Genomic DNA, 23,239 nt, shown 5'->3' on the forward strand with positions numbered 1-23,239 from the left:
CCTTAGTCGTTCTGTTGCGCACCCAAGTCCCGAGGCTCGCGCTGCACCAGCCCCAGCCGGTGGCCGAAGGGGTCCTCGATCACCGCTTTGTAACTGCCCCAGAGGGTCGCCACCGGCGGCTGGATGATCCGCACCGCCGCCGGCAGCCGGGCGATCAGCGCATCCAGCCCGGGCACCAGCAGGTCATGCATCACCGCCGCCGATGGCCAGGGGCGCTGCGGGTCCTCGATCAGGCCGAAGCCGGCGCCGCCCTGCTCGTCCACGTCCAGGCTGATCCAGCGGGTCGGGGCAAAGCGCCGACTGACGCGCAACCCCAGGACCTCCACGTAGAAGTCCTCGGCGGCGGCCAGGTCGGGTACCGCCAGGGTGACGAAGCACAGGGTCGAGCCACTCAACAGGGCAGGCATTGGCGCGCCTCCTCGGGCTGCGGCCGGGCGCCGACCTGGAACTCGAAGGCAACCCGGTGCCGGATCAGCGCGCAGACCACCGAGGCCTCGATGCTCGCCGCCAGCTGTGCCTGCAGCCGGGACCGTTGCGCCGCCGGCCAACCCTCGACCTGCAGGTCAAGCTCGATGTCCTGCAGGTGCACCGGGGTCGGTGCCACCTCGCACATGCCGCGGATGTCCACCATGGCGCGGATGTCCAGGCGCACCGCGCCGGGCAATTGCTGGCGGCGGCTGAGTTGGGCAAGCACATCGGCGGCGATGGCCATCAGCAGGTACTCCTGGGGGTTGGGGCCCCAGTCGATACCTGCCAGTTGCTTGGGCTGGTCGATGGGAAAACTGCGCCGATCCTCGGGCGCCTGCCCGGCAAAGTCGGCGCGCAACTGGGTGCCGTAGAGCCACTGGCAATCCAGGCTCAGGGCCTGCCCCGGTGCCTCAGCGGCGCACGCGGGGGCGCTGTCCAGTGGCGCAAAGTGCTGCCAGGCCCCCGGGCGCCCGGCGTCCACCAGCCGCGCCGCCAGCCCCAGGGGCTGGACGAAGGTCTGATGGTTGGGGCTATGGGTCTTCACCGCCTCGATCACCTCCAGGGCCTCGCTGAGCTTCTTGTCGGTTCCCGAGCGGATCTCGTAGCGCACCTGGGGCGCAGCGGCGCCGGCCTCCTGCAGGTGCGCGCGGGTGGTCATGGACAAGTGATCCACGGTGGTCCGGCGCGCGGAAAACCCTGAAACCGCCGACACCAGGAAGCACCCGGACAACGCCGCCAGGGCCAGTTCCTGGGGCCACGCCGGGTCCAGCAGGCCCTGGCACTGCAACGCCGGGCTCGGGCGGATCGGCACCTCGAAATGCCGCGGCGCGCGCAGCAGGCCGATGGTCGCCGGGGCGACCCCGGCGAGCATGCCGGCGGCAGGCGAATACTGGGCGTAGGCCCCATAGCGGAAGATCGCCTGGGCCGGCTCTTGCTGGATCTCGTGGACGATCTCGCTGAAACCCGAGATGTTCATACCGTTTCTCATGGCTGCTCGCCTCCTTGATAGACCTGCTGCAGGGCCTGTTCGAGGTCGGCACACAGGTCGTCGGGGTCCTCGATCCCCACCGACAGCCGCACCAGCCCGGGGTTGAGGCCGATCCGGGTCTGCTGCTCGCGGGTCAAGCCGCTGTGGGAGGTGTTGAACGGCAGGCTCACCAGGGACTCCACGCCGCCCAGGCTGGTGGCGCAGGTGATCAGCCGCAGGTGCTCCAGCAGCGCCAGCGCCGCGGCATCGCCGCCCTCCAGCTCAAAGCTGAGCATGCCGCAGGTGGCCTGGCCGGCGTACTGGTACAGATGGGGATGGGCATAGTCCTGGGCGTACAGCGAATGCACCCGCTTGACCTGCGGATGCCGTTCGAGAAAAGCCGTGACCTGCCGGGCGCCAGCGGCGTGGGCCTGCATGCGCACCGCCAGGGTCTTCATGCCCCGCTCCAGGAGAAAGCACACGAAGGGGTCGAGGCTGCCGCCAAAGCGCAGCAGCTGGGCCCAGATGCGGTCCACCAACTTGCGACTGCCCGCCACGGCGCCGCTGGTGGCGTCGCTGTGGCCGTTGAGGTACTTGGTGGCCGAGTGGAGGACGATGTCCGCGCCCCACTCCAGGGGGCGGCAACTGATGGGGGACAGGAAGGTGTTGTCCACCACCAGCAGAATGTTCTGCTGTTTGCACAGCGCGGCGATGGCGACCAGATCGATGGCCTTCATCAACGGGTTGGACAGCAGCTCGAAGAACATGATCTGGGTCTCCGGGCGGATGGCCCGGCGGATCTCTTCCAGGTCCAGCGGATCGACATAGCTCACCGAGCGCCCGGCCTGACCGATATCGGCGTGCAGCAGACTGTAGCTGCCGCCGTACAGGTCATAGGAGGAAATGATGTGGCCGTTGCGATTGGTCAGGGCGAACAGGGTCGAGGAGATCGCCGCCATGCCCGAGGACAGCACCAGGGCGCTCTGCGCGCCTTCCAGCGCGGCCACCTTCAACTGCACCGACCATTGCCCCGGGTTGCCGTAGCGGCTGTAGGTCGGGATGTCGCGGATATAGCCTTCCAGGAACGACTCGTAGGTGGTCTGGCTGAAACGGAAGGTGGTGCTGGGAAATATCGGCGTGCCCACCGCCCCGGTCACCGGGTCCTCATAGGTGCCGGCGTGCACACAGAGTGTCGCTGCCGTCTCGCCCTGGTTCAGGCAACGATTGTTGGCCATCGCCGGGCCGGCCAGGCGCTGGCGGTTCAACTGGTTGAGCCAGGGCAACTGGGCGTCGGTGCCGGGACGATTGGCAAACTCCGCCGCGGTCTTGTTTACGTCGTTCACACGCATTCCCTCGTCTTTCGAATCTTCCGGGTGATCCGGCGGATGCCGGATCTCCCTCGTCGGTACGGGCCGAGAACAGCACGCCCGACCTTGGCAAACGGGATCGGCCGCCCGCCGTGTCAGCCAATCCGGGCCTGGGTCTTGTCGGCGACGAAGGCCTCCAGACGCTCCAGGGAATTGACCAGTTCGATGGACAGCTCGTTGTCCTCGATGGAGAAGCCGAATTCGGTTTCCACCTGGATCAGCAGTTGCAGGGCGTCGATCGAGTTCAGCCCGAGGCTGCCGATCAGATCCCCTCCCGAGAGGTCTTCCCGGTTCAGTTCACGGCCCACGGTGCTGGAGAACACTTTGATCAAGCGGTCGGTGTCGGTCATTTTTCTAAACTCCTGGTGAATAACATCGTGCATTGGTAAATCGTCGATTCGCGGCGCCAGACTTGCTCGGCTACGAATCCTTGGCGCGCCAGCGCCGTCACCACCTCGGCCTGCCTCGGGTACTGGCAGCCGCCATGGGTCAGCCAGTCCACGCCGACGGCCGCCGAAGCCGTGTCGTTGAAAAAGATCTCGTCGATGATCAGCTGGCCATCGGGCCCCAGGCGTTCGAGCAAGGCCGGCAGGGCCTGGGCCACCTCGGGCTGATGCAGGGTGTTGTCGAGCACGATCACGTCGAACCCGCGCGCGTCCAGTTGCACCAGGTTCTCGTGGCTGTGCACCGGGATATCCGCCGCCGGTGGATTGAGCCCGCCCAGCTGGACGATCCGACTGGCCCGGCAATCCAGGCGCCGACGGCTCAGCAGGGCCTGGGTGTACACCGCCCCGGTGGCACAGATATCCAGCAGGGCGATGGCCCTGGGCGCGTTGTGCAGGGCCTTGCGCCAGGTCAGCTGGGCCGCCAGCTGCTTGTCCGCCCCGGCCACCGCGCGCTGGTAGCGCCGCTGCAGCTGCGGGTGCTTGGGCGTCTGTTCGAAGGCGCGCCGATCAAGGCCGTCGTGCAGCACCGCCAGCATCGCGTCCAGGCGATTCCAGTGGCGACAGTTGAAGGACTCCAGGTCCAGCACCGCGGCCAGGTCCTCCAGGTCCCGCGGCGTCTCGGCCTCCGGGGCCTCGTGCAGCAGGCCGTTGGCCTGGGCCGTGTCGAAGGCCACTGCCAGGGTGTGGGCATGCAGGCCGGTGCGCTGGGCGATCTGATCGACGCTCAGGCCCTGGGCACTGAGCTGCAAGGCCCCGCTCTCCCACAGTGCCAACAGCAACTGCGAACGCTTGTAGGCATGGGCAGCCTCCAGCAACACCTGATTGCTCGCCGGACGATAACGCCGGCTGAGCAGCGGCTTGCCGTTGCCGCTGCGGGCGATCAGCGGCGTGCGCTCGAAGCGATCGGGAACCTTGGCCGGCGCCAGGTGGGCCAGGCAATGTTCGCGCAGCAGTCGCGGGTCCCACGGGCGTTGCGGGTTCCAGACCACGAAGGCGAAGACATGGTCGTTGCCCGACTGGGCGGACTTGACCGCGCGCACCGCGCAGTCCTGCACATCCGGGTGGCTGCCCAGCACCGACTCGATCTCGAACGGCGAGATCCAGCGCTCGCCACGGCGGATCGCCGTACTTTCGCGACCGACGATGCTGTAGCCGGCGGCGCTCTGTTCGGCGATGTCGCCGGTGTCGTAGAGACGCCCGTCCTCGAGTCGTACCTTGAGGGCGAAGGGCTGGCCCGGCGCCCCGGGCTGCAGCACCTCGATCCCCGGCATGGGAAAGCCGATGGACAGCGGCGGCAACGGCGCGACGCCGGCAAACACGGCACCGCTTTCGGTACTGCCATAGTTGCGCGACAGGCCGATGCCGAAGGCCTGCTGGAACTGCTGGTCGAGGTGTCCGTCCACGGGACCGGCGCCGGACATCACCCCCTTGAGCCGCTCGGGACGCGTTCCGGGTCCGCCGCGCTGGGCCAGCAGACCGGCCAGCAGTGGCGTCACCACGGCATGGCTGGCCCAGTGGCGCAACGCCTGCAACCCGGTTCCCAGCTCCGTGGGCTTGCAGATCTGCACCTGGCACCCGGCCAGCAGCGCACCCCATAACCAGCCCAGCGCATAGGCGTGATACACCGGAGCGATGAACAGCACCCGGTCCTCGGGGCCCAGTTGCAGCAGGCGGCAGTAGCGCAGGCCTTCGTCGCGCCAGCTTTGCAGGTCGCGAAAGATCAGCGATGGCTCGCCGGTGGTACCCGAGGTCAACAGATAGAGGCCACGCCGCTGCGGCAACTGCGCCGGCACGCCAGTGCCCGGCTCCAGGCGAGTCACCTGCAATTGCCCCTGGTCCAGCGCCAGACAATGGCTGATGGCGGCCTGAGCCGCGTAGCGCTGCAATTCCCCGGGCCGGGCGTCACTGGCCACCAGTAGCAGCGACAGGCCGTGCTGCAACAGCATCAGCAGCAGAGCGACATGCTCCAGGGAGCTGTCGAACACCAGCAGCAGGCGCTGCTGACCACTGTCGGCCAGCGCTGCCAGCGGCGGCACCCAGCGCTCGCGCATGGCGGCAGGCAAGGCGGCCAGCACCGGGCCTGCGGTCACTTCGCTGAACCAGCGCTCGTCGTCAGGCAACTCATGCACCATTGCGATAGGCCTCCTTGGCGTGTTCGAGCAGGCTCCTGACCGCTGCCGGGGCGTAAGACGGCGCGCGGCACAGTTCGTCGAGGCTGATGGCGTCCTCGAAGTACAGGCTCAGGGTGTCCCAGGGGGTGAAGCAGCCCTTGCAGGCATCCAGGCGCGGCCGCTCGGCCAGCAACAGTTGATAGAACGGTGAACGGTTGACCGGGGCCAGGGCCTTGTTCCAGTCGTCCTCCAGCAGGTTGCCCATGTTGTGGAACCAGATGTTCGGGCACGGTGTGGCCACGCCGTCGCTGAAGGTCGACAGCACCAGCCGCGGCAGGTGGCAGCGCCAAGTGCGCCGGCCCTGGTGGTAGAACGAGCTGAGCCGGTCCAGGTAGGCCTTGGGCGGCAGGATCTGCGGGTAGCGCTCGCGTAGCTCGAACAGCTCATCGATCAGCGGATACTGCTCGGGCCGGACCTTGAAGCTGTCGCTGTCCGGGCCGCGCACGGGGAAGGGAAACAGTTGCGGCGGGTTGTCTTCGAAGCGGGCGCACCATTCGACGAATTCCCGCAGGTAAGGCGCACTGCGATCATTCAGCACGCCGTAGATTTCCAGCGGCAGGCCGGCCTCCAGCACCATGGCGATGCGCTCCATGATCATCTCGTGGATGCGCGGCGACAGGACCCGGTAGCTGTTGCCCTCATAGTGGCTGCTGTCCAGGGATATCTGCACCACGACATTGCCCAGTGCGGCCAGGCGCCGCACCTTGTCCCGGGTCAGCGGCAGGCCGTTGGTCTGGACGATCAGCACCTCGTGCAGCGGCGCCATGCGCTCGATGAAGGTCATGATGCCCTTGATGATGAAGATCTCGCCGCCAGTGAGCTTCAGCAGCGGCGGCCTGAAGGTGCGGTTGACCCGCTCGACGATGGTCTGCAGGCGCTGGCCCAGCTCGCTGTCTTCGCTGTAGACGTCATGCACCGGCGGTTGAAAGATTAACTTGCCCTCGTGGGACGACTTCATGTTGCTCTGCCCGGTCAGGCAGTAGGTGCATCCCAGGTTGCAGGAATCCTCGTTGATCACCAGGTCGTTGCCCAGCAAGCGGCTGTGGCCGAGGAAGTTCACCGGTTCGGCATTGGTCATGGCTCAGGCCTCCTTGCTGAACTGGATATCGCGCAAGCTCAGGCCCGCGCGGTGCAACTGCATGCTGATGCCCAACTGGACCTGGCGCAGCTCGCCGAGCTTGCCCCGGTAGAACTGCTCGACCTGGGGCCGCCGCTCGTGGGCATAGGCCTCGGTGAGGGTGCCCTCCTCGGCCAGGTCGGTCATCTGGGAAATCAGCTCATAGTTGAAGTCGCTCATCTGCCGGCGCAGCTCGGTGGCCTTGGCTTCCCCCGCCTGCAGGATCGCCAGGCCCCGGGGGTCATCCAGCACCGCTCGGCGCAGGCGCGACATGAAGGTGTGCATGACGATGTCGTAGGTCTCGAACTCGAACACCGCCGGTTCCTTCTCGATGACCATTTCCGAGGCGTACTTCTCGCCGTAGAGCAAGGCGCTGATGGACGACAGCTGGCGCACCCGCGGGTCTTCGAAGTCGTAGCTCAGGGCATTGAGCGAGACGTCGAAATCGTCATGCAGCTTGCCTTCGGCGCGCAGGGTCTCCACGGCTTCGGCTCCGGGATAGAGCTCCAGGCGCACGGTGTAGCGGCGCAGGTTGTAGCCCATGTACTGACGCAGGAAGAGGTTGTTGTCGCGGATCTCCTGGAAGGTCGACCAGGGGTGGTACGCGATGAAGCCGAAGGCCACGTAGATGCCAGCACCACGCACCAGTTCGATGGCACGCTTGTTGTCCTCGACCGTGGATTTCTTCTTCCAGCGGTCCAGGCCGATCTGCGAACCCGACTCGATGCCGATCAGCACTTTTTCCAGGCCCGAGCGGTACAGCAGGTCCAGCAGCGGCTGGTCCTCGGCGTGCCAGTTCTTAGCCTGCATGCAGCAGTTGTAATAAATCTTCAGGCCGCGATCGAGCACGCCCTGGGCGATGTCGGCGATGCGCTGTTTGGCGAATGGCGCGCCACCCGGGTCTTCGAACGTGGAGTCGACGAAGTCGAAGGTGTTGAAGTTGTACTTGTGATACAGGCGCTCGATTTCGTCGACGATGTTGTCCGGGGTCCTGGCCCGCCACAGCTTGCCGGGGTTGATCTTGTTGCCGGCGTGGGGGGCGTTGCAGAAGGTGCAGCGGGCGGTGCAGCCGCGGGTGGTAGCCAGGCGCAGATAAGGCAGCTTGCCATGGTTGAGTTCGAACTGATCCCGGGCCGGTTCGGGCAGCATGTCCAGCTCCGGCAGCGGCTTGCCGATGGGGTTGTCGATGACGAACCCGCCCTCCTCGCGCCAGCTCAGGCTGGGCACCGAGGCGTAGTCGCCGTGATCCCAGAAGGCCTCCACGTAGCGCACTAACGGCACATCGCCCTCACCCCGCACCAGGGCGTCGAGGAAGCTCCAGTTGGGGTTGCTCAACAGCTTGGAGCCGAGGAAGGTGGCCAGCGGACCGCCGGCCAGAAAGGCCACCCGCGGCTCCAGCGCCGCGCGCAATGCCGAACCGAATGCGGTGGCGTGGCTGACGGTGACCGTGGTCAGGGAGAACCCGATCAGGTCAGGCTTGAAGGCCACCACCTCGGCGATGGCGATCTCGTCGCCGTGCTGGATCGACTTGACCTCGACCACCAGGCACTCGGCCCCCAGGTCCCGCAGGATCGACACCAGGTAACTGACGCCCAGGTGCTCGGAGCTCATGACCAGGTCGCCGTCGAGCAGCACCGGGAAGCACACCCGCATGGGGTGCGGCTTGCGGAAGTCGACACTGGAATGCAGTGGATTGGCCGCCGGCGCATCGAGCGACTCGGCCAGATTGGTCAGGGGAATCAGCCCTTCGGCGGCGTTGGTGAACGGTACGGTTTCCATTAAAAGTACCCAATTTGCTGTAATTGGCTGTCCATGAAGCGCTGCTCTTCTTCACTCATGCGGGGCCCGCCACTGCCTTTGCGCCCGGGCTCGCGCCGGGGCTCGTGGGGCGGTTCCAGCAGCCAGTGGCCTTCGAGCCCTTCCGGCACCGGCAGCCCCAGATGGGCGAGGATCGTCGGGTAGATGTCTTCGATGCGCGCTTGCAGCGCGACGTCTTGCGCAAAGCTCGAACCGCGGATGAAGACGATGCCGTCGGGACGATGCACCCCGCGCTGGGCCGGCGAGCTCCAGACCTGCCCGGTGAGGCTCGGGGTCGGCATGACGCTGAAGTCCCTGGGGATCAGCAGGTAGTCGGGGGCATCCGACAGGCGCGCCCCGACATAGACCTGGTCGGCACGGACCAGCCTGAACCAGGGCCGGCCCTGATCGTCGAGCACCTGGGCCAGGGCGCGCTTGAGGCGCTCTTCGGCGGCCGGCAACTGCTCGTCGGTCAAGCGGCCCTGGGCCTCGCGCCCGACCCGGTTGGCGTTCAGGCCGAAGCAGCCGGGAGTGGGCATGTAGAAGTCGGAGCGCGACCAGTCGATCAGCCGCCGGTAGCTGGCGGGGTCATCGAACCAGGAGCGCGCGCCCGGATCGTCGTGCGCCGTCTCGGCCCCGTCCTGCTGCCGTTCGAAGCGGGTTGCCAGCAGGCCATGCTGCTGGAGGAATTCGTGCACGCTGAAGTCGGCCTCGCACAGGCCGAAGCCGTGGTCGGAAGCCACCACCACCAGGGTCTGGTCGTCGGTCAGGGTCAGCAAGGTGCCCAGCGCCCGGTCGATGTCGACATAGCACTGTTCCACGGCCGCACTGGGGGCCTGGGCATCGCCCCAGTAGTAATGACTGACCCGGTCAACTTCGGTAAAGACCACGAAGAGTGCATCGACCGGCCGGTTCTTTTGCAGAAAACAGCAAGTTTCGGCACGACCGTCGATAAACTTTCGCGCCTGCTCGCAATAATCTTCCTGACCGCGATACATGGTGACCAGATCGGAATGATAGTGCAGGCCCGCCTGCATCAATTCATGCATCAAGTTACCGGGTGCGGTATATCTCAATGTCTTTGCCAGGGGCCAGCTGATCATGTAGCCGCCCTGCAAGTCGGCCGGCGGATGAGTCATGGGGATGTTGTAGGCACCCACTTTCAGGCCATGGCGCTGCAGGGTCAGCCAGCAGGGCTCGCGCCCGTAATCGGCGGCATTCATGGCCCTGAAACGATAGTCGTCACTGTGGGTCGACCAGAACTGGTAGATCCCGTGCTCACCCGGGGAAACCCCGGTAAACATGGAGGCCCAGCCCGGTGCGGTATGGGGTGGAAAGGTCGATTGCAACACCCCATGGGCGGCGTGCCGACGCAATGCGCTGAAGTTGGGCAACAGGCCCCGCGCCATCAATTGCTGGAGCACGGCATGGGAGGCGCCATCGACACCGAAGACCAGCAACTTCAACTTTTGATCTTCCATGATCATTCACTCCCAAGAGATAAACATAATGAACAGCAGGTTACGAACAGGCACCAGCCGGCCACTGGCCTATAACCACTTATAAAAAACAATCAACTAAGATCCTGCTCTTTCAAACTTGAAAGAAGCAGTGCAACTTGCAAGCGGACAGGTCATTTAATGGCAATGCCAAATCAGACCATCACGTCCTGGATGAACAAGAACCCTGAAACAAACATCAACTTGCAACAAACTGGCTTAACGCATTGATCGGCTGTTCATCCACCGATGCACCTGCGAGCGCCCTGCGTTCCCCTGGGGTGTTCGCTCAGTAGCTGCGCAGCCCCGGAGTCGCCAGCGCCGGCCTGGCCGCTTGACTGTCGCCGCCCGGCGCTCCGCGCTCGACGATCTTCATCGCCCGTACATCGCACTTCAGGCTGGCGCAGATGTAGTCGAAGGCCTTGACCGGGTCGCAGCGGGTTCCGCAGGTAAAGATGTCGAGAAACAGCGCACCGTGCTCGGGATAGGTGTGAAAGGAAGCATGGGACTCCGCCAGCATCACCAGCACCGTCGCCCCCTGCGGCTCGAAGCGCTTGGTCATGGTGCCGCACACTGTGGCCCCGGCTTCGACGGATGCTGCGCACAGCAACCGGGTCAGGGCCTCTATGTCGTTGAGCTGTTCGGGAGAGATCTGATAGAGCTCGCCCAGGGTGTGCCTTCCAAAAAACGCATTGGCATCCGGGTTCATATGACGTCCCTGTATCGACGCAGGCGGGTAGCGATAGTCGGTGAATAAACGGCTGCTGGAGCCCCACTGCACTGCTTGCAGGGCTCCGATGATGGGGCAGCCGCCGCCCGCGGATCCACCCTTGCGTGCACGGGGTTATTTGAGTTTGTGAGCAAATTATTCCAATTGTTTCCGAGGGGCTTTGCGCATCTCGTCGCCTGCCCAAGACAGTTCACCGCTCTTCTGATCCAGATCAACGACTCCCCAGAGGTGAGCGCCGAGATTAAGACCCGGCAACGGCTTCATCACAGGCGTTGGCTACGGCGGCTTGCGCCGGACGGACGCCGTGATGCTGGACGTTGATTCGGCAAGCACATCCGATCTGCCCAGGCGGCTCGAAGAGAGGATGTTCATCGTCCGCCTGCCATCCGAAGAGGAGAACCGAAAATGAGCAACTCCGTGAAGAAGATGCCGGTCACCACTGAAGACAAATCCACCCGGCATCCGCTGGCCACAGACCTTTGGCGGCCCCTGGAAAAACTGCGCCAACAAGTCGATCACCTGTTCGATGACTTCAATCGCGGCTCGGGGCTTTCACCCTTCGGTCGTGGACTGTTCGATGTCGAACCCTTCTGGCGCCGCGAACTGATGGGCCACGGCATGCCTGCCGTGGACATCTGCGAGAAGGACAAGAGCTACGAGATCACCGCTGAACTGCCCGGCATGGACCAGAAGAACATCGAGATCAAACTGTCCAACGGCAGCCTGATCATCAAGGGCGAAAAGAAAGAGGACAAGGAAGAGAACCGCAAGGGCTATCACCTCAGCGAGCGTCACTACGGCTCTTTCGAGCGGGTGTTCAATCTGCCCAAAGGCGTCGACGCCGAGAAGATCGATGCCAGTTTCAGCAAGGGCGTGCTGAGCATCTCGCTGCCGAAAAAGCCTGAAGCCATGAAGGCGGACACAGTCGTGCCGATCAAGGGCGAGTAGGTTCCGCACTAGGGTGCCCCTTGCCGCAACAGCGGCAAGGGGCTTTTTCCTGGCGCCGCCCGAAGACGATCGATGTGTCGCTCCACCATCGGGCTTTAGTGCCCGCCCGGCGCTGCAAATGGCGAACGGCTTGAGGCCACCGCTGACTGCGCCTTGACCGCCAGGACGCTGCAGGGCACCTGGCAGAGGATGTGTTCGGTGGTGCTGCCCAGCACGTTGTCCAGGCCGTGGTACTGGTGACGGGCTGCGTGGCCCTGCCCTTGTCGAGTCATGAGCATGAAGAAGAACCACCAGTGGAACCTGTCGTACTTCGTGATCGCCTTTATGCTGTTCACGCTCGTGCAGACTCTGTTCATCGAACGTCATGCCGCGCAGAACATTCCTTACAGCCAGTTCCTGCAACTGCTGAACGAAAAAAAACTCAGCGACCTGCAGATCGAGAAGGAACGGATCAGCGGCAGACTGCTGGCTCCCATCGACGGCCACGACAGCTTCACCACGGTGCGGGTCGATCCGTCACTGGCTGGCGACCTTGCCCAGACAGGCGTCGGGTTTACCGGGGTCAACGACACTCCATTCTTGAGCGGGCTGATCGGCTGGCTGTTGCCGTTGGTCCTGATCATGGTGATCTGGCATTTCCTGTTTCGCGGCCTGGCCGAAAGGCAGGGGCTTGGCGGCTTGATGAACATCGGCAAGTCCCGGGCCAAGGTGTTCGTCGAACGCGATACCGGGGTCAGGTTCGCCGATGTCGCCGGGATCGATGAAGCCAAGGCCGAACTGGTGGAAGTGGTCTCCTTTCTCAAGGACCGGGCCAAATACGCCCGTCTGGGCGCGCACATTCCCAAGGGGACGCTGCTGGTCGGCCCGCCCGGCACCGGCAAGACCCTGGTGGCCAAGGCCGTTGCCGGTGAAGCCGGTGTGCCGTTCTTCTCGATTTCGGGGTCGGAGTTCGTCGAAATGTTCGTCGGCGTCGGCGCGGCCCGGGTTCACGACCTGTTTGAACAGGCTCGACAGGCGGCGCCCTGCATCATTTTTATCGATGAACTCGATGCGCTGGGCAAAGCCCGCGGCGTCGGCGCGTTCGGCGGCAACGATGAAAAGGAGCAGACACTCAATCAGTTGCTCGCCGAGCTGGACGGATTCGACCCCCGTGAGGGTGTGGTGCTGCTGGCTGCGACCAACAGGCCGGAGATTCTCGATCCGGCCCTGCTGCGCGCCGGGCGCATCGACCGTCAGGTGCTGATCGATCGACCGGATCGCACCGGTCGACAGGCGATTCTCAAGGTCCACCTGCAGAAGATAACCGCGTCGCCAGCCCTGGATGCGGAGCGGATTGCCGAGATGACCACCGGTTTCACCGGGGCCGACCTGGCCAACCTGGTGAACGAGGCTGCCATCGTCGCCACCCGTCGTGGCGCCGCGGCGGTCGAGCTTGACGACTTTACCGCGGCGGTCGAACGCCTGGTGGCCGGGGTCGAACGCAAAAGCAGCGTGCTGCGCCCGGAAGAACGCCAGGTCGTGGCGTATCACGAGATGGGCCATGCCCTGGCCGCCAGCCACCTGCCGGCCATGGATCCGGTGCACAAGGTTTCGATCGTGCCGCGCTCCATGGGCTCACTGGGCTACACCTTGCAGCGCCCCACCGAGGACCACTTCCTGATCAGTTGCCAGATGCTCAAGGACCGGATGGTCGTGCTCATGGCCGGGCGCGCCGCCGAGTTTCTGGTCTATGGACAGACCTCGACCGGAGCCGCCGATGATCTGGCCCATGCCACCGATATCGCCCGCCAGCTGATCACCCGGTTTGGCATGAGCGCCGAACTCGGCCAGGCCGTGCTGGAACAGCGCAACGCCACCTACCTGGGTGAACGCATCCAAGGCACGGGCGAGAAGGATTACTCGGAGCAGACCGCCCGGGAAGTGGACCTTGGCATTCGCGCGCTGCTCGATGAAGCCTACCAGCGCGCCAAGGCCTTGCTCGAACGCCTGCGGGCCGATCTGGACGCCGGGGCCCGTCTCTTGCTGCAGAAGGAAACCCTGACTCCCGAGGAGTTCGCCGCGCTGCTGCCGGCGCAATCGGCTGCCACGAGCATGGCAAGGACCGGCGTGACGCCCGCCTGCCCTTCGCAGGTGAGCGGATGACGACTCGTCTGCTTCATCCATCCTCGGCGGCATCAGCGCCCACGGGCGCTGGCCGCCCACTGCCAGGAGCCGCCTCATGCGCGCCATGGTTCTGAATGCCCCGGGCCAGCCACTGCAACGACAGGAACGCGCCCTGCCCGAACCCGGCGCCCGCCAGTTGCTGATCCGGGTGCTGGCTTGCGGGGTCTGCCGCACCGATTTGCATCTGCTGGACGGCGAGTTGCCGCAGGCGCTGCTGCCGCGGGTGCCCGGGCATGAAATCGTCGGTGAAGTCACGGAGGTGGGGCCCCAGGTCGACCCTGGCTGGATCGGCCGGCGGGTTGGGGTTCCGTGGCTGGGCTGGACCTGTGGCGAATGCGCGTTCTGCCTTGCGGGCCGCGAGAACCTCTGCGATCAGGCGCAGTTCACCGGCTGTCATCTGGACGGCGGTTACGCCGAATACACCCTGGCCGATTCGCGCTTCTGCTTCCCCATCCCTGACGCACTCAGCGACATCCAGGCGGCGCCATTGCTGTGCGCCGGACTCATTGGCTTTCGCGCCTTGCGCATGGCCCAAGGCGCGCAGCACCTCGGGCTGTATGGCTTCGGCGCGGCGGCACACCTGGCGATCCAGATCGCCCGTGGGCGCCAGCAACAGGTGTATGCCTTCACCCGCCCGCATGACCAGGAAAGCCAGGACTATGCCCGAACCCTCGGCGCGGCGTGGGCCGGACCTTCGGATCAGCCACCGCCTCATGAACTGGACGCCAGCCTGATCTTCGCGGCCGTCGGGGCGCTGGTGCCCCTGGCGCTGGCAGCCACCGTCAAGGGCGGCTGCGTCATCTGCGCCGGGATTCACATGAGCGACATCCCCGCCTTTCCCTATCGCCTGCTCTGGGGCGAACGCAGCGTGCGCTCGGTGGCCAACCTGACCCGCGAAGACGGCCATGCCTTTTTTGCCGAGCTGCAACACACGCCGGTGCACTGCGATATCACCCGCTTTGCCCTGGACGACGCCAATCAGGCCTTGGCGTGCTTGCGCAGCGGCCGCTTCAACGGCGCCATCGTGCTCACGCCCTGAAGTGCCGTGGCCGCACGACCAGGCATGGGGCGCCTCGAACCGCGCCTTGCGCGGGCGAACCAAGGCATTGGCCTGTTCCTGGCTGCAGACGTTCAGTTGCAGATCTTCCGGGCACACGACGCCGTTGATCTGCCCCATGCTCCGCTCTCCCGCCGGCTTGACAAAAATCAAGCCGGTCGCCGCGACTCAAGCCAGCATAGGGTCGTGGCCGCCATGTCCGTACACCGGCTTGCCCGGTTGCCTCGGCGTTGCTGCATTAACCTGACGGAGATTGATCATGTCCGAGCCATCACGCTTCATGCTCGTCGTCTCGCCCCTGATGCACAAAAGCCCAGCCTTCGAACGGGCCGCGGCCCTGGCCAAGGCTTCGGACTCAGCGCTGCACATCGTCGCGTTCGACTACCTGGAAGGCCTGGCCACTGCCGGCATGGTCAACGGCCAGGCCCTGGAGCAGATGCGTCTGGGCTATGTCGAACATCACCGCCAGTGGCTCGAAGAGCAGGCCCATCCCCTACGCAAGATCGGCGTCACGGTCACCACCGAGGTGGTCTGGGTGCAGAGCCCGCTGCAGGAGATCCTCATTCACCTCAAGGAGCAACCGATGGCCGCGCTGATCAAGGCGCTGGACCACGAGTCGCCGCTGTCGCGCCTGATGTTCACGCCTCTGGATGTTCACCTGCTGCGCGAGTGCCCGGTGCCTCTGCACTTTGTCAGCCATGTGCAGCACGCCCTGCCCCGCCGCATCGTCGCCGCTGTCGACCCGTTCCATCGCGATGGACGCTACCAGGGCCTGAATGACAGGATTTTGCGCGAAGCCGCAAAACTGGCGAGCACCTGCAATGCGGTGCTCGATGTCATCTATGCCCATGACCTGTCGTCCATCAGCGCCGCCGAATTCGGTTTCGACAACGCCTCGGCGTTCTTCTCCTCAAGCGCGGCCAAACTGTTCTTCGAAGCGCAGGGCGACGCCTTTCGCGAACTGGCCGAACGCAATGGCATCCCCGCCGAGAACCAGCACATGATCATGGGCGACCCGGCCAAGGTGCTGGCCAGTTATGCGGATGCCTACGATGTCGACATGATCGTCATGGGGCGGGTCCTCCGCCGGGGCATGGGACGCCTGATCGGCAGCACGGTGGAACACCTGCTGTACCGGATGCCGTGCAGCGTATGGGTGGTAGCGCCGGAGAACCTGGCTGAATGAGGCGGGCCGCATTCAGGCCACTGCTCCTGCATGCTCATCCACCGACCATCGAGCGGGCATCCTCAAGAATCAGGTCGGCGCCCTTCTCCGCCACCATCAACACCGCCGCGTGGGTGTTGCCGGAAGTGACGTTGGGGAAGATCGAGGCATCGACGATGCGCAGCCCCGCCAGGCCATGCACCTTGAGGCGTTTGTCCACCACCGAGCGCTGCTCGTCGCGGCCCATGGCGCAGGAACCGCACAGGTGGTAGATCGAGCCGCAGTTCTCGCGAAAGTACTGCAGCATCTGCTCATCACTGTCCACCGCCGGCCCCGGTAGCACCTCATCCAGGGTAATGCTCTTGAGCGCCGGGGCCTGCATGATCTTGCGCAGCAGCCGGCTGCCCTGGATCACCTCGGCTATGTCCTTGTCGGTGCTCAGGTAGTTGGGGTCGATCAGCGCTGCATCCCGAGGGTTGTTCGAGGCGATCTGGATGCTGCCGCGACTGGTGGGCCGGCAGGGGTTGAAGCACAGCAGGAAGCCGGAATACGGCTCGGGCTTGAGGCTGGCCTTGTTGCTCTTGGGAATCTGGTACGACAGCGGGTTGAAGTACAGCTGCAGGTTGGGGTGTTCCTGCCCCGGGTCGCCACGGAAGAAGCCGCCAGCCTGGTTGACACTCATGGCCAGCGCGCCCTTGCGCGTCAGCAGGTATTGCAGGCCCAGCTTGAGCTGGCCGAGCAGCGAGCTGAGCTGGTCGTTGAGGGTCGGCACATTGGCCTTGTAGTAGTAGCTGACGCACAAGTGGTCCTGCAGGTTTTGCCCGACCGCCGGCAGGTGGCGAACCAGAGGAATCTGGTGCCGGGCCAGCAACCCGCGATCACCGACACCAGAGAGTTGCAGGATCTTCGGCGTGTCCACCGCGCCAGCACAGAGGATCACTTCCTTGTTGGCGCTGAAGGTCCGGACCACCCCTTGCTGGGTCACGCGGACACCCGTGGCGCGCTGTTGCTGCTCATCGAACAGCACCCGGTCCACCAGCGCGTAATGCTCGACCTTGAGATTTGGCCGGCGCAACGCCGGATGCAGGTGGGCAAAACTGCTGGAGCAGCGCTGGCCATCGCGGGTGTTGACGTCGTAGATCCCCGCGCCCTCGAATCGGGCGCCATTGAAATCTTCGCTGCGCGAATAGCCCAGTTCCTCACAGCCCTTGAGGAACACATCGCAGATGGAATGGGTCTGCCCCTTCATCGGGGTGATGCTGATGGGGCCGCTGCCGCCGTGGTACTGGCTGTCTCCCAGGGGGTGATTCTCCAGCTTGCGGAAATACGGCAGCACCTCGTCGAAGCTCCAGCCGTCGTTGCCATTGGCCGCCCAATCATCGAAATCATGGGCCTGGCCGCGCACATAGATCATCGCGTTGATCGAGCCGGAGCCCCCCTGGACCTTGCCCCGCGGCGCGTAGATCGCCCGGCCGTTGAGCTGCTTCTGCGGCTGGCTGTAGTACATCCAGTTGAAACGCGGGTTGTAATACATCTTGGCGAAACCCACCGGAATCTTGAACCAGAACGATGAGTCCTTGCCGCCCGCTTCCAGCAGCAATACCGAGTATTGGCCCGAGGCCGAGAGCCGGTTGGCCAGAACGCAGCCGGCGGCACCGGCGCCGGCGATGATGTAGTCGTATGTCATGCAGGGTTACCGCTCAGGTCGTATTGAAGGCAGCCATGCCGGCTGCCCATGCCCTGCCCGTCTCCGGGCGGGAAGTGCTCAGCCCTTGGCCGGGGAGTGGTCGTTGACGTCGGCCGGCGTCGCGGCCATTTGCAGGTGCAGACGTTCGCCGCTGTAAGGCGAGTGCCTGCGTACCACGTCCATGTTCAGCTCCACCCCCAGGCCCGGCTCGCTGGACGGGATGATGTAGCCGTCCTCCCATTGCAAAGGCTTGGTCAGCACTTCGGCGTGGAAGCCGCCCCAGGTCATGATGCTTTCCTGGATCAGGAAATTCGGCGTGCAGGCCGCCAGCTGGAAGCTCGCCGCCGCGCCAATCGGGCCGTTGTACAGGTGCGGGGCGATCTGCGCGTAGTAGACCTCGGCCATGCTGGCAATCTTCTTCGCCTCCAGCAGGCCACCGCAACGCGCCACGTTCATTTGCAGGATCGAGGCACCACCGGCCTGCAGCAGCTTGAAGAACTCGTACTTGGTGGTCAGGCGCTCACCGGTGGCGATCGGGATGCTGGTCTTGGCTGCCACCTGGGCCATGGCCTGCTCCTGGCCAGGCGGCACCGGTTCTTCGAACCACAGCGGGTCGTATTGCTCCAGGCGCTTGGCCAAGCGAATGGCCGAGGACGGCACCATCTGCCCATGGGTGCCGAACAGCAGGTCGCAGCGATTGCCCACCGCTTCACGGATCTTGCGGCAGAAGGTTTCACAGCGCTCCAGCACTTGCAGGGACAACTGGTGCCCGGAGTACGCGGTGTAGGGGCCGGCCGGGTCGAACTTGAGGGCGGTGAAGCCCTGGTTCATGTTCTGTACCGCGCATTCGGCGGCCAGGTCCGGGTCGTCGTAGTCGTATTCGCCGCGGCTGTTCTGCGGATACAGATAGGTATAGGAGCGCAGGCGTTCATGGACCTTGCCCCCCAGCAGCTCGTACACCGGCTTGTTTGCCGCCTTGCCAATGATGTCCCAACAGGCCATCTCCAGGCCGCTGACCACGCCCATCATGGTCAGGTCCGGGCGCTGGGTGAACCCGCTGGAATAGGCCTGGCGGAAGAAGCGTTCGATGTGGTGCGGGTCCTGGTCCAGCAGATAGCGCTGGAACACGTCCTCGATGATCGGCCGCATCGCCTGGGGACCGAAGGTGGCGGCATAGATCTCGCCCACGCCTTCGATGCCGCAGGCGGTGCGCAGCTTGACGAACAGCCAGTACATGCCGCCGATATGCGGTGGCGGGACAGCGACAATATGGGTTTCAAGGGCGACGATTTTCATCTCAGGCTCCTGTTTGCGAATGTGGCTGGGTACGCTTGATGCGAGCGCGCAAGGCGATCGCGGCCAGGGTGCCGAGGGCGCCGGCCGCGGCGATGTAGCCGAAGTACAAGCGGTAGCCCAAGGCCCCGGGGAAGTGTTCGGTGAGGTAGCCGTTGATCAGCGGGATAAAGGCGTCCGGCAGGTAGCCCACCACCGAGACGATGCCGATGGCCAGACCGGTGATGCGCAGGGGAATACGGCAGGTGTCGAGGATCGCCCAGTACAGCCCGCGAATGGCGTAGGTCATCAGACCGATGAAGATCACGGTGGCGATCAACAAGCCCAAGCTGCCCATGGCCGGGAACAGGATCAGCCCGACGATGCCCAGGGTGGCCAGCAACAGGGCGACGATCAACACCGAGATATTCGAGAAACGGTCACCCAGCCAGCCGCCACCGATGCCACCCAGCGGCCGCATCCACAGCTTGATGGTGGTGATGGTGCCGGCCATCACCGCGGTCATGCCGTTGCCCTGCAGGTAGTCGGAAAAGCTGTAGGTAGCCCAAAAGATGTGGTAACCGCAGAACACGATGGCGGTCACCAGCCACAGCTCGGGGATTTTCACCAGGGTCGCCAGATCGCCGAGCAGGTTGAACCGCCCCTTTTCCACCGGTGCTGTGTCTTGCAGGGACTTGGGGTCCTTGAGCAGCACCAGCACGCAGCCGATGACGATGCAGGTAAAGGAATACAGGTAGACCACGTGACGGAAACCCTCGGCCGTCGACTCGCCGCGGGTCTCGGTGGCCAGGGCGAACAAACCCAGGGCCAGGGTCGCCAGCAAGGCTTCCACCAGGCCACGGCCGCCGTCGAGGATGCCGAAGAAACGCCCCTGCTCATTGTGGCGGGCAATCATCTTTACCCGTTTGAGCACCGAGGCCCAGAACGTCAGCCCGGTGGTCAGCCCCCAGCAGCCGAAGATGATCATCAGCGACGTCAGTGATGGCGCAGTGGAGTACCACAGGCCCAGGGCACCGGTAGCCACCAGGGAGAAAAATATCAGCAAGCGCGGAGCGATACGGTCCGCCAGCCAGCCGCTGGGCAGGTAGCTGATCAGGAAAATGGTGCCGAGCATGGAGTACAGATAACCCAGCTCGCTGTGGTTGATGTGCAACACCTCAAGCATGGTGGTCTGGTAGACCTGACGCAGGTAGAGGATCGGGTAGATCGCTCCGGCGGCCAGCACCAGCAGCATCAGTTGAAAGTAACGACTGCCCTTGTCGCTGTGGCTCACCGGCAACCCGGCGGGGTCCTGGGCCGAGATCAGATCGGCTGCATGCTTAGACATAACGATGCCCTCGGGCGCCGGTAACCGGCGCCGCTCATTATTATTAGTGGGGCAGCGGCAAGCTTGGAGCTTCAAGCGGCAAGAACGACTGCGGTGTTCTTGCTTGCAGCTTGCGGCTGTCTTGATACAACGACGGCAAGCGGCAAAATCGATTGCACGCTTTGGCTGGGTGCTTGCCGCTTGAAACGTGCAGCTGCCTTTAGAAAGGCATGACCACCAGGCGGGTCTGGGTGAACTCGAGCATGCCGTGCTTGCCGTCGTCACCGCCCAGCCCTGAGCGCTTCCAGCCGGCGTGGTAGCCCTGGTAGGGGTCAGCCGGGGTTCGGTTGACGTACAACTCGCCGGCCTGGATGGCCCCGGCGACTTTCATCGCGGTGCGGTAGTTCTCGGTGTAGAGCACCGAGGCCAGGCCGAACTGGTGGTCATTGGCCAAGGCCAGGGCTTCATCGATATCCCGGTACTTGAGCACCGGCAGGACCGGCCCGAAGATTTCCTCCTGAACGATCTCCATGTCCTGGCGGCACGCGCTGAGCAGCGTCGGCGGATAGAAATGCCCCGGCCCCTCGGGCATCACGCCACCGGCTTCGAGCACCGCGCCCTGGGCGACCGCCCGCTGCACCAGGCCATGGATCGCCTCCCGCGATGCCGCACTCACCAGAGGCCCCATGCGGCCCGGATCCTGGCGCCGATCACCGAATTGCACGGCGGCGATCTTGTCCTTGAGCAGGGCCAGGAATCGCTCGTGCACGCTTTCATGGACATAGACCCGTTCCACTGCCGTGCACAACTGGCCGCAGTGGGTCGTCTTGGAAGCGATGATGGCGCTGGCGGCCTGCTCCAGGTCGGCGTCGGGCTCGATGATGGCCGGGGTCTTGCCGCCCAGTTCCAGGGACGGCTTGGCGATATTGGCCTTGCAGTAGTCGAGCACGATACGCCCGGCATTGACGCTGCCGGTCAGGGTGATCATGCCCACTGCCGGGTGGGTACAGACGGTGGCAGCGGTGGCGTGGTCCATGGTCAGGATGTTCACCACCCCAGGCGGCAGGCCGGCCTGCTGGACCGCCCGAGCGATTTCAAAAGCCGAGATCGGCGTGTTGTTGCTCGGACGCACCACCACCGTGTTGCCGGCGATCAGCGCCGGCGCCACCTTGCGCAGCAGGGTGTAGACCGGGTAGTTGAACGGGATCAGGCAAGCCACGACGCCAATCGCCTCGCGGTGCAGAAACAGCTTTTCGTCGGGGCTGTCGCTGGGAATGATCTCGCCCTCGATGCGGCGCGCCCATTCAGCGTGATAACGAGTGATCTGCGCGGCGTAACGGGCTTCATTGCTGGCGTCCGCCAGGCTTTTGCCCGATTCGGCCGCCAGCGCCTGGCCAATGGCGTCGGCACGCGACTCCAGGGCATCGGCCAATGCGCGCAGATAGTCACCGCGCTGGATGCTGGTCAAGGCAGCCCATTTTTTCTGCGCCGCACAGGCGGCAGTCACCGCAGCATGGGCCTCTTCCTGAGTGGCGGCCGAGACATGCCCCACAAGGCTTTCGTCGGCCGGATCATAGACCGCGATGGATACGCCGCTGGCGGGTTTGATGAAGTCGCCGTTAACAAAATTCTGTTCAAGTTGCATGGAAGTTGCCCCGTCGTTGGCAGAGAAGTGGCGCAGGCAGCCTGGACGCAATCCAGGCCCGGCGATCAAAGGGTCTGGAGTGGCCGAGCGGGCACAGCGCAGCGATCGACGGACAGGGCTATGGCCTGCAGGCAAGGCGGGAAACCGCGGGCAAGGTGCAGCGACAGGCAATCGACAAGGACCGGATAGGGCATGGCTGGGCACTCGGGTTGTTGTTATGTGAGTGCAGGCAGTCTTGTCGTCCGGCACGACAAGGACAAACGATTAATTGCGCGGACTAACATGCAAAAAACGCATGTTATGACGCACTGATGATGGAGGCCTGAAGGACCTCTTCGCTGGCACGCCAGCTCCTACACAGGTTGCGCATGTGGGCTATTGTAGGAGTCGGCTTGCCGACGAAGGCGGTCGCGCGGCCTCTAGCCCAGGGGTGTTGAGGCTGTGGAGGGCTCAAGCTGGCGTTGCGCCAGCCAGATTTCTTCTTCGAGCCACTGGCTAAATACCTGCAGTTGCGGCAACGGAACCTGGGCTGGACGTGTCACCAGCCAGTAGGACTGGTGCCCCTCGACATGCACGTTGTGCACCTGGGTCAACTGCCCCGCTGCCAGTTCCGCCGCGACCATGTGCCAGTCGGCAATGGTAATCCCCAAGCCCTCGGTGGCCGCGTGGATGGCCAGATCCAGTAGGTCGAACTCATAGCCGCCCTGAGTATCGACCCCGGTGATCCGCGCGGCATCCAGCCAGTGCTTCCAGGTCAGGTAGCGCTGGTCTTCCCGGGCCAATACATGCAACAGGGTCATGCGTTTGAGATCGATGCCCTGTTCCGCCGATTCCCGGGCCAGCAGCGAAGGCGCGCAGACCGCGATGTGCCGCTCCTGAAACAGCAGGGAGCTATCCAGGCCATCCCACTCACCGTCACCAAAGCGGATCGCACAATCCAGGGTCGCGGTTTCCGCCAGGCTGTCCTGCAAACGCGTGGTCAGGCTCAGCTCCAATTCAGGGTGCTGCTCACGCAGACGTCCCAGGCGCGGCAACAGCCAGCGACTGGCGAAGGTTGGCGGTGCATTGAGGTGCAAGCGATTGGTGTGGGACTTTTGCGCAATGCCGCGCAACGTCAACTCGATCTTGTCGAAGGACTGGTGCAGGGCACGCAGCAATACTCGCCCGGCACTGGTCAGTTCCAGGTGATGATGGCGTCGTTTCAGCAGGCTTTCCCCCAACTGCTCCTCCAGTTGCCGGACCTGGCGACTGACCGCGCTCTGGGTGACGTTGAGCAATTCGGCGGCCCGGGTAAAGCTGCCGGTGCTGCCGGCGACCTCGAAGGCCTTTAGCGCATTGAGCGCAGGCATTTTGCGTTTCACGACAGTCTCTCTGTGACAGCTGCAGGAGGCGCAAAGCATCGCATGCACCCGT

General features: G+C 64.4%; 19 protein-coding genes. 4 read left to right on the top strand and 15 right to left on the bottom strand.

Features of this window, described 5'->3' with window-relative positions:
* Positions 1–2: 2 nt before the first annotated feature.
* The 9 genes from POS17_RS18210 to speD all read right to left on the bottom strand — a co-directional run bounded on the left by POS17_RS18210 (position 3) and on the right by speD (position 10,541).
* The gene (locus tag POS17_RS18210; protein ID WP_060839866.1) at positions 3–407 is read right to left on the bottom strand and encodes a VOC family protein; all 405 of its coding nucleotides are present in this window, start codon (positions 405–407) and stop codon (positions 3–5) included.
* Complete coding sequence (locus tag POS17_RS18215; RefSeq protein WP_082729902.1) at positions 392–1,456, bottom strand: OsmC family protein; 1,065 nt, start codon at positions 1,454–1,456, stop codon at positions 392–394. The genes POS17_RS18210 and POS17_RS18215 overlap by 16 nt, the downstream gene beginning before the upstream one ends.
* On the bottom strand, positions 1,453–2,778 hold the full coding sequence (locus POS17_RS18220) for a trans-sulfuration enzyme family protein (protein ID WP_197662853.1): 1,326 nt from the start codon (positions 2,776–2,778) through the stop codon (positions 1,453–1,455). Before POS17_RS18220 ends, POS17_RS18215 begins: the two co-directional genes overlap by 4 nt.
* Before the next feature lie 119 nt (positions 2,779–2,897).
* The gene (locus POS17_RS18225) at positions 2,898–3,152 is read right to left on the bottom strand and encodes an acyl carrier protein (RefSeq protein ID WP_060839868.1); all 255 of its coding nucleotides are present in this window, start codon (positions 3,150–3,152) and stop codon (positions 2,898–2,900) included.
* Positions 3,149–5,380, bottom strand: coding sequence for an ANL family adenylate-forming protein (locus POS17_RS18230; protein WP_060839869.1), 2,232 nt, complete (start codon positions 5,378–5,380; stop codon positions 3,149–3,151). The genes POS17_RS18225 and POS17_RS18230 overlap by 4 nt, the downstream gene beginning before the upstream one ends.
* Positions 5,370–6,497, bottom strand: a complete 1,128-nt coding sequence (locus POS17_RS18235; protein WP_060839870.1) for a radical SAM protein — start codon at positions 6,495–6,497, stop codon at positions 5,370–5,372. The genes POS17_RS18230 and POS17_RS18235 overlap by 11 nt, the downstream gene beginning before the upstream one ends.
* A gap of 3 nt (positions 6,498–6,500) precedes the next feature.
* Positions 6,501–8,315: a B12-binding domain-containing radical SAM protein gene (locus POS17_RS18240; protein ID WP_060839871.1), complete on the bottom strand. Its 1,815-nt coding sequence runs from the start codon at positions 8,313–8,315 to the stop codon at positions 6,501–6,503.
* Positions 8,315–9,814 (bottom strand): alkaline phosphatase family protein, encoded by a 1,500-nt coding sequence (locus POS17_RS18245; RefSeq protein ID WP_060839872.1) that lies wholly within the window; start codon positions 9,812–9,814, stop codon positions 8,315–8,317. Before POS17_RS18245 ends, POS17_RS18240 begins: the two co-directional genes overlap by 1 nt.
* A gap of 307 nt (positions 9,815–10,121) precedes the next feature.
* Positions 10,122–10,541, bottom strand: coding sequence for an adenosylmethionine decarboxylase (gene speD / locus POS17_RS18250; RefSeq protein WP_082729906.1), 420 nt, complete (start codon positions 10,539–10,541; stop codon positions 10,122–10,124).
* 426 nt (positions 10,542–10,967) lie between these two features.
* On the opposite strand from speD, the gene POS17_RS18255 reads away from it, so the two are divergent.
* Complete coding sequence (locus POS17_RS18255) at positions 10,968–11,510, top strand: Hsp20/alpha crystallin family protein (RefSeq protein WP_060839873.1); 543 nt, start codon at positions 10,968–10,970, stop codon at positions 11,508–11,510.
* 95 nt (positions 11,511–11,605) lie between these two features.
* Here POS17_RS18255 and POS17_RS18260 read toward each other — a convergent pair whose 3' ends face one another.
* Positions 11,606–11,788, bottom strand: a complete 183-nt coding sequence (locus POS17_RS18260) for a hypothetical protein (RefSeq protein ID WP_060839874.1) — start codon at positions 11,786–11,788, stop codon at positions 11,606–11,608.
* Between POS17_RS18260 and ftsH the strand changes: the two genes are divergently transcribed.
* The 3 genes from ftsH to POS17_RS18275 all read left to right on the top strand — a co-directional run bounded on the left by ftsH (position 11,787) and on the right by POS17_RS18275 (position 15,916).
* The gene (gene ftsH, locus POS17_RS18265) at positions 11,787–13,652 is read left to right on the top strand and encodes an ATP-dependent zinc metalloprotease FtsH (protein WP_060839875.1); all 1,866 of its coding nucleotides are present in this window, start codon (positions 11,787–11,789) and stop codon (positions 13,650–13,652) included. The two genes, POS17_RS18260 and ftsH, sit on opposite strands and share 2 nt — an antisense overlap.
* A 76-nt stretch (positions 13,653–13,728) precedes the next feature.
* Entirely contained in the window at positions 13,729–14,712 is a 984-nt protein-coding gene (locus tag POS17_RS18270) for a zinc-dependent alcohol dehydrogenase family protein (RefSeq protein ID WP_060839876.1), read from the top strand.
* 277 nt (positions 14,713–14,989) lie between these two features.
* Entirely contained in the window at positions 14,990–15,916 is a 927-nt protein-coding gene (locus POS17_RS18275; protein ID WP_060839877.1) for a universal stress protein, read from the top strand.
* 34 nt (positions 15,917–15,950) lie between these two features.
* Here POS17_RS18275 and POS17_RS18280 read toward each other — a convergent pair whose 3' ends face one another.
* The 5 genes from POS17_RS18280 to POS17_RS18300 all read right to left on the bottom strand — a co-directional run bounded on the left by POS17_RS18280 (position 15,951) and on the right by POS17_RS18300 (position 23,187).
* The gene (locus tag POS17_RS18280) at positions 15,951–17,582 is read right to left on the bottom strand and encodes a GMC family oxidoreductase (protein ID WP_060839878.1); all 1,632 of its coding nucleotides are present in this window, start codon (positions 17,580–17,582) and stop codon (positions 15,951–15,953) included.
* A gap of 78 nt (positions 17,583–17,660) precedes the next feature.
* Entirely contained in the window at positions 17,661–18,878 is a 1,218-nt protein-coding gene (locus POS17_RS18285; RefSeq protein ID WP_060839879.1) for a mandelate racemase/muconate lactonizing enzyme family protein, read from the bottom strand.
* Between the two features lies 1 nt (position 18,879).
* On the bottom strand, positions 18,880–20,202 hold the full coding sequence (locus tag POS17_RS18290) for an MFS transporter (RefSeq protein ID WP_060839880.1): 1,323 nt from the start codon (positions 20,200–20,202) through the stop codon (positions 18,880–18,882).
* Positions 20,203–20,401: 199 nt separating this feature from the next.
* Positions 20,402–21,826 carry an aldehyde dehydrogenase gene (gene aldA, locus POS17_RS18295; protein ID WP_060839881.1) on the bottom strand — a complete coding sequence of 475 codons (1,425 nt, stop codon included), beginning with the start codon at positions 21,824–21,826 and terminating at the stop codon, positions 20,402–20,404.
* Between the two features lie 419 nt (positions 21,827–22,245).
* Complete coding sequence (locus POS17_RS18300) at positions 22,246–23,187, bottom strand: LysR substrate-binding domain-containing protein (protein WP_060839882.1); 942 nt, start codon at positions 23,185–23,187, stop codon at positions 22,246–22,248.
* Between the last annotated feature and the right edge of the window lie 52 nt (positions 23,188–23,239).

This window comes from Pseudomonas sp. Os17 (genome assembly GCF_001547895.1).
Classification (GTDB): Bacteria; Pseudomonadota; Gammaproteobacteria; order Pseudomonadales; family Pseudomonadaceae; genus Aquipseudomonas.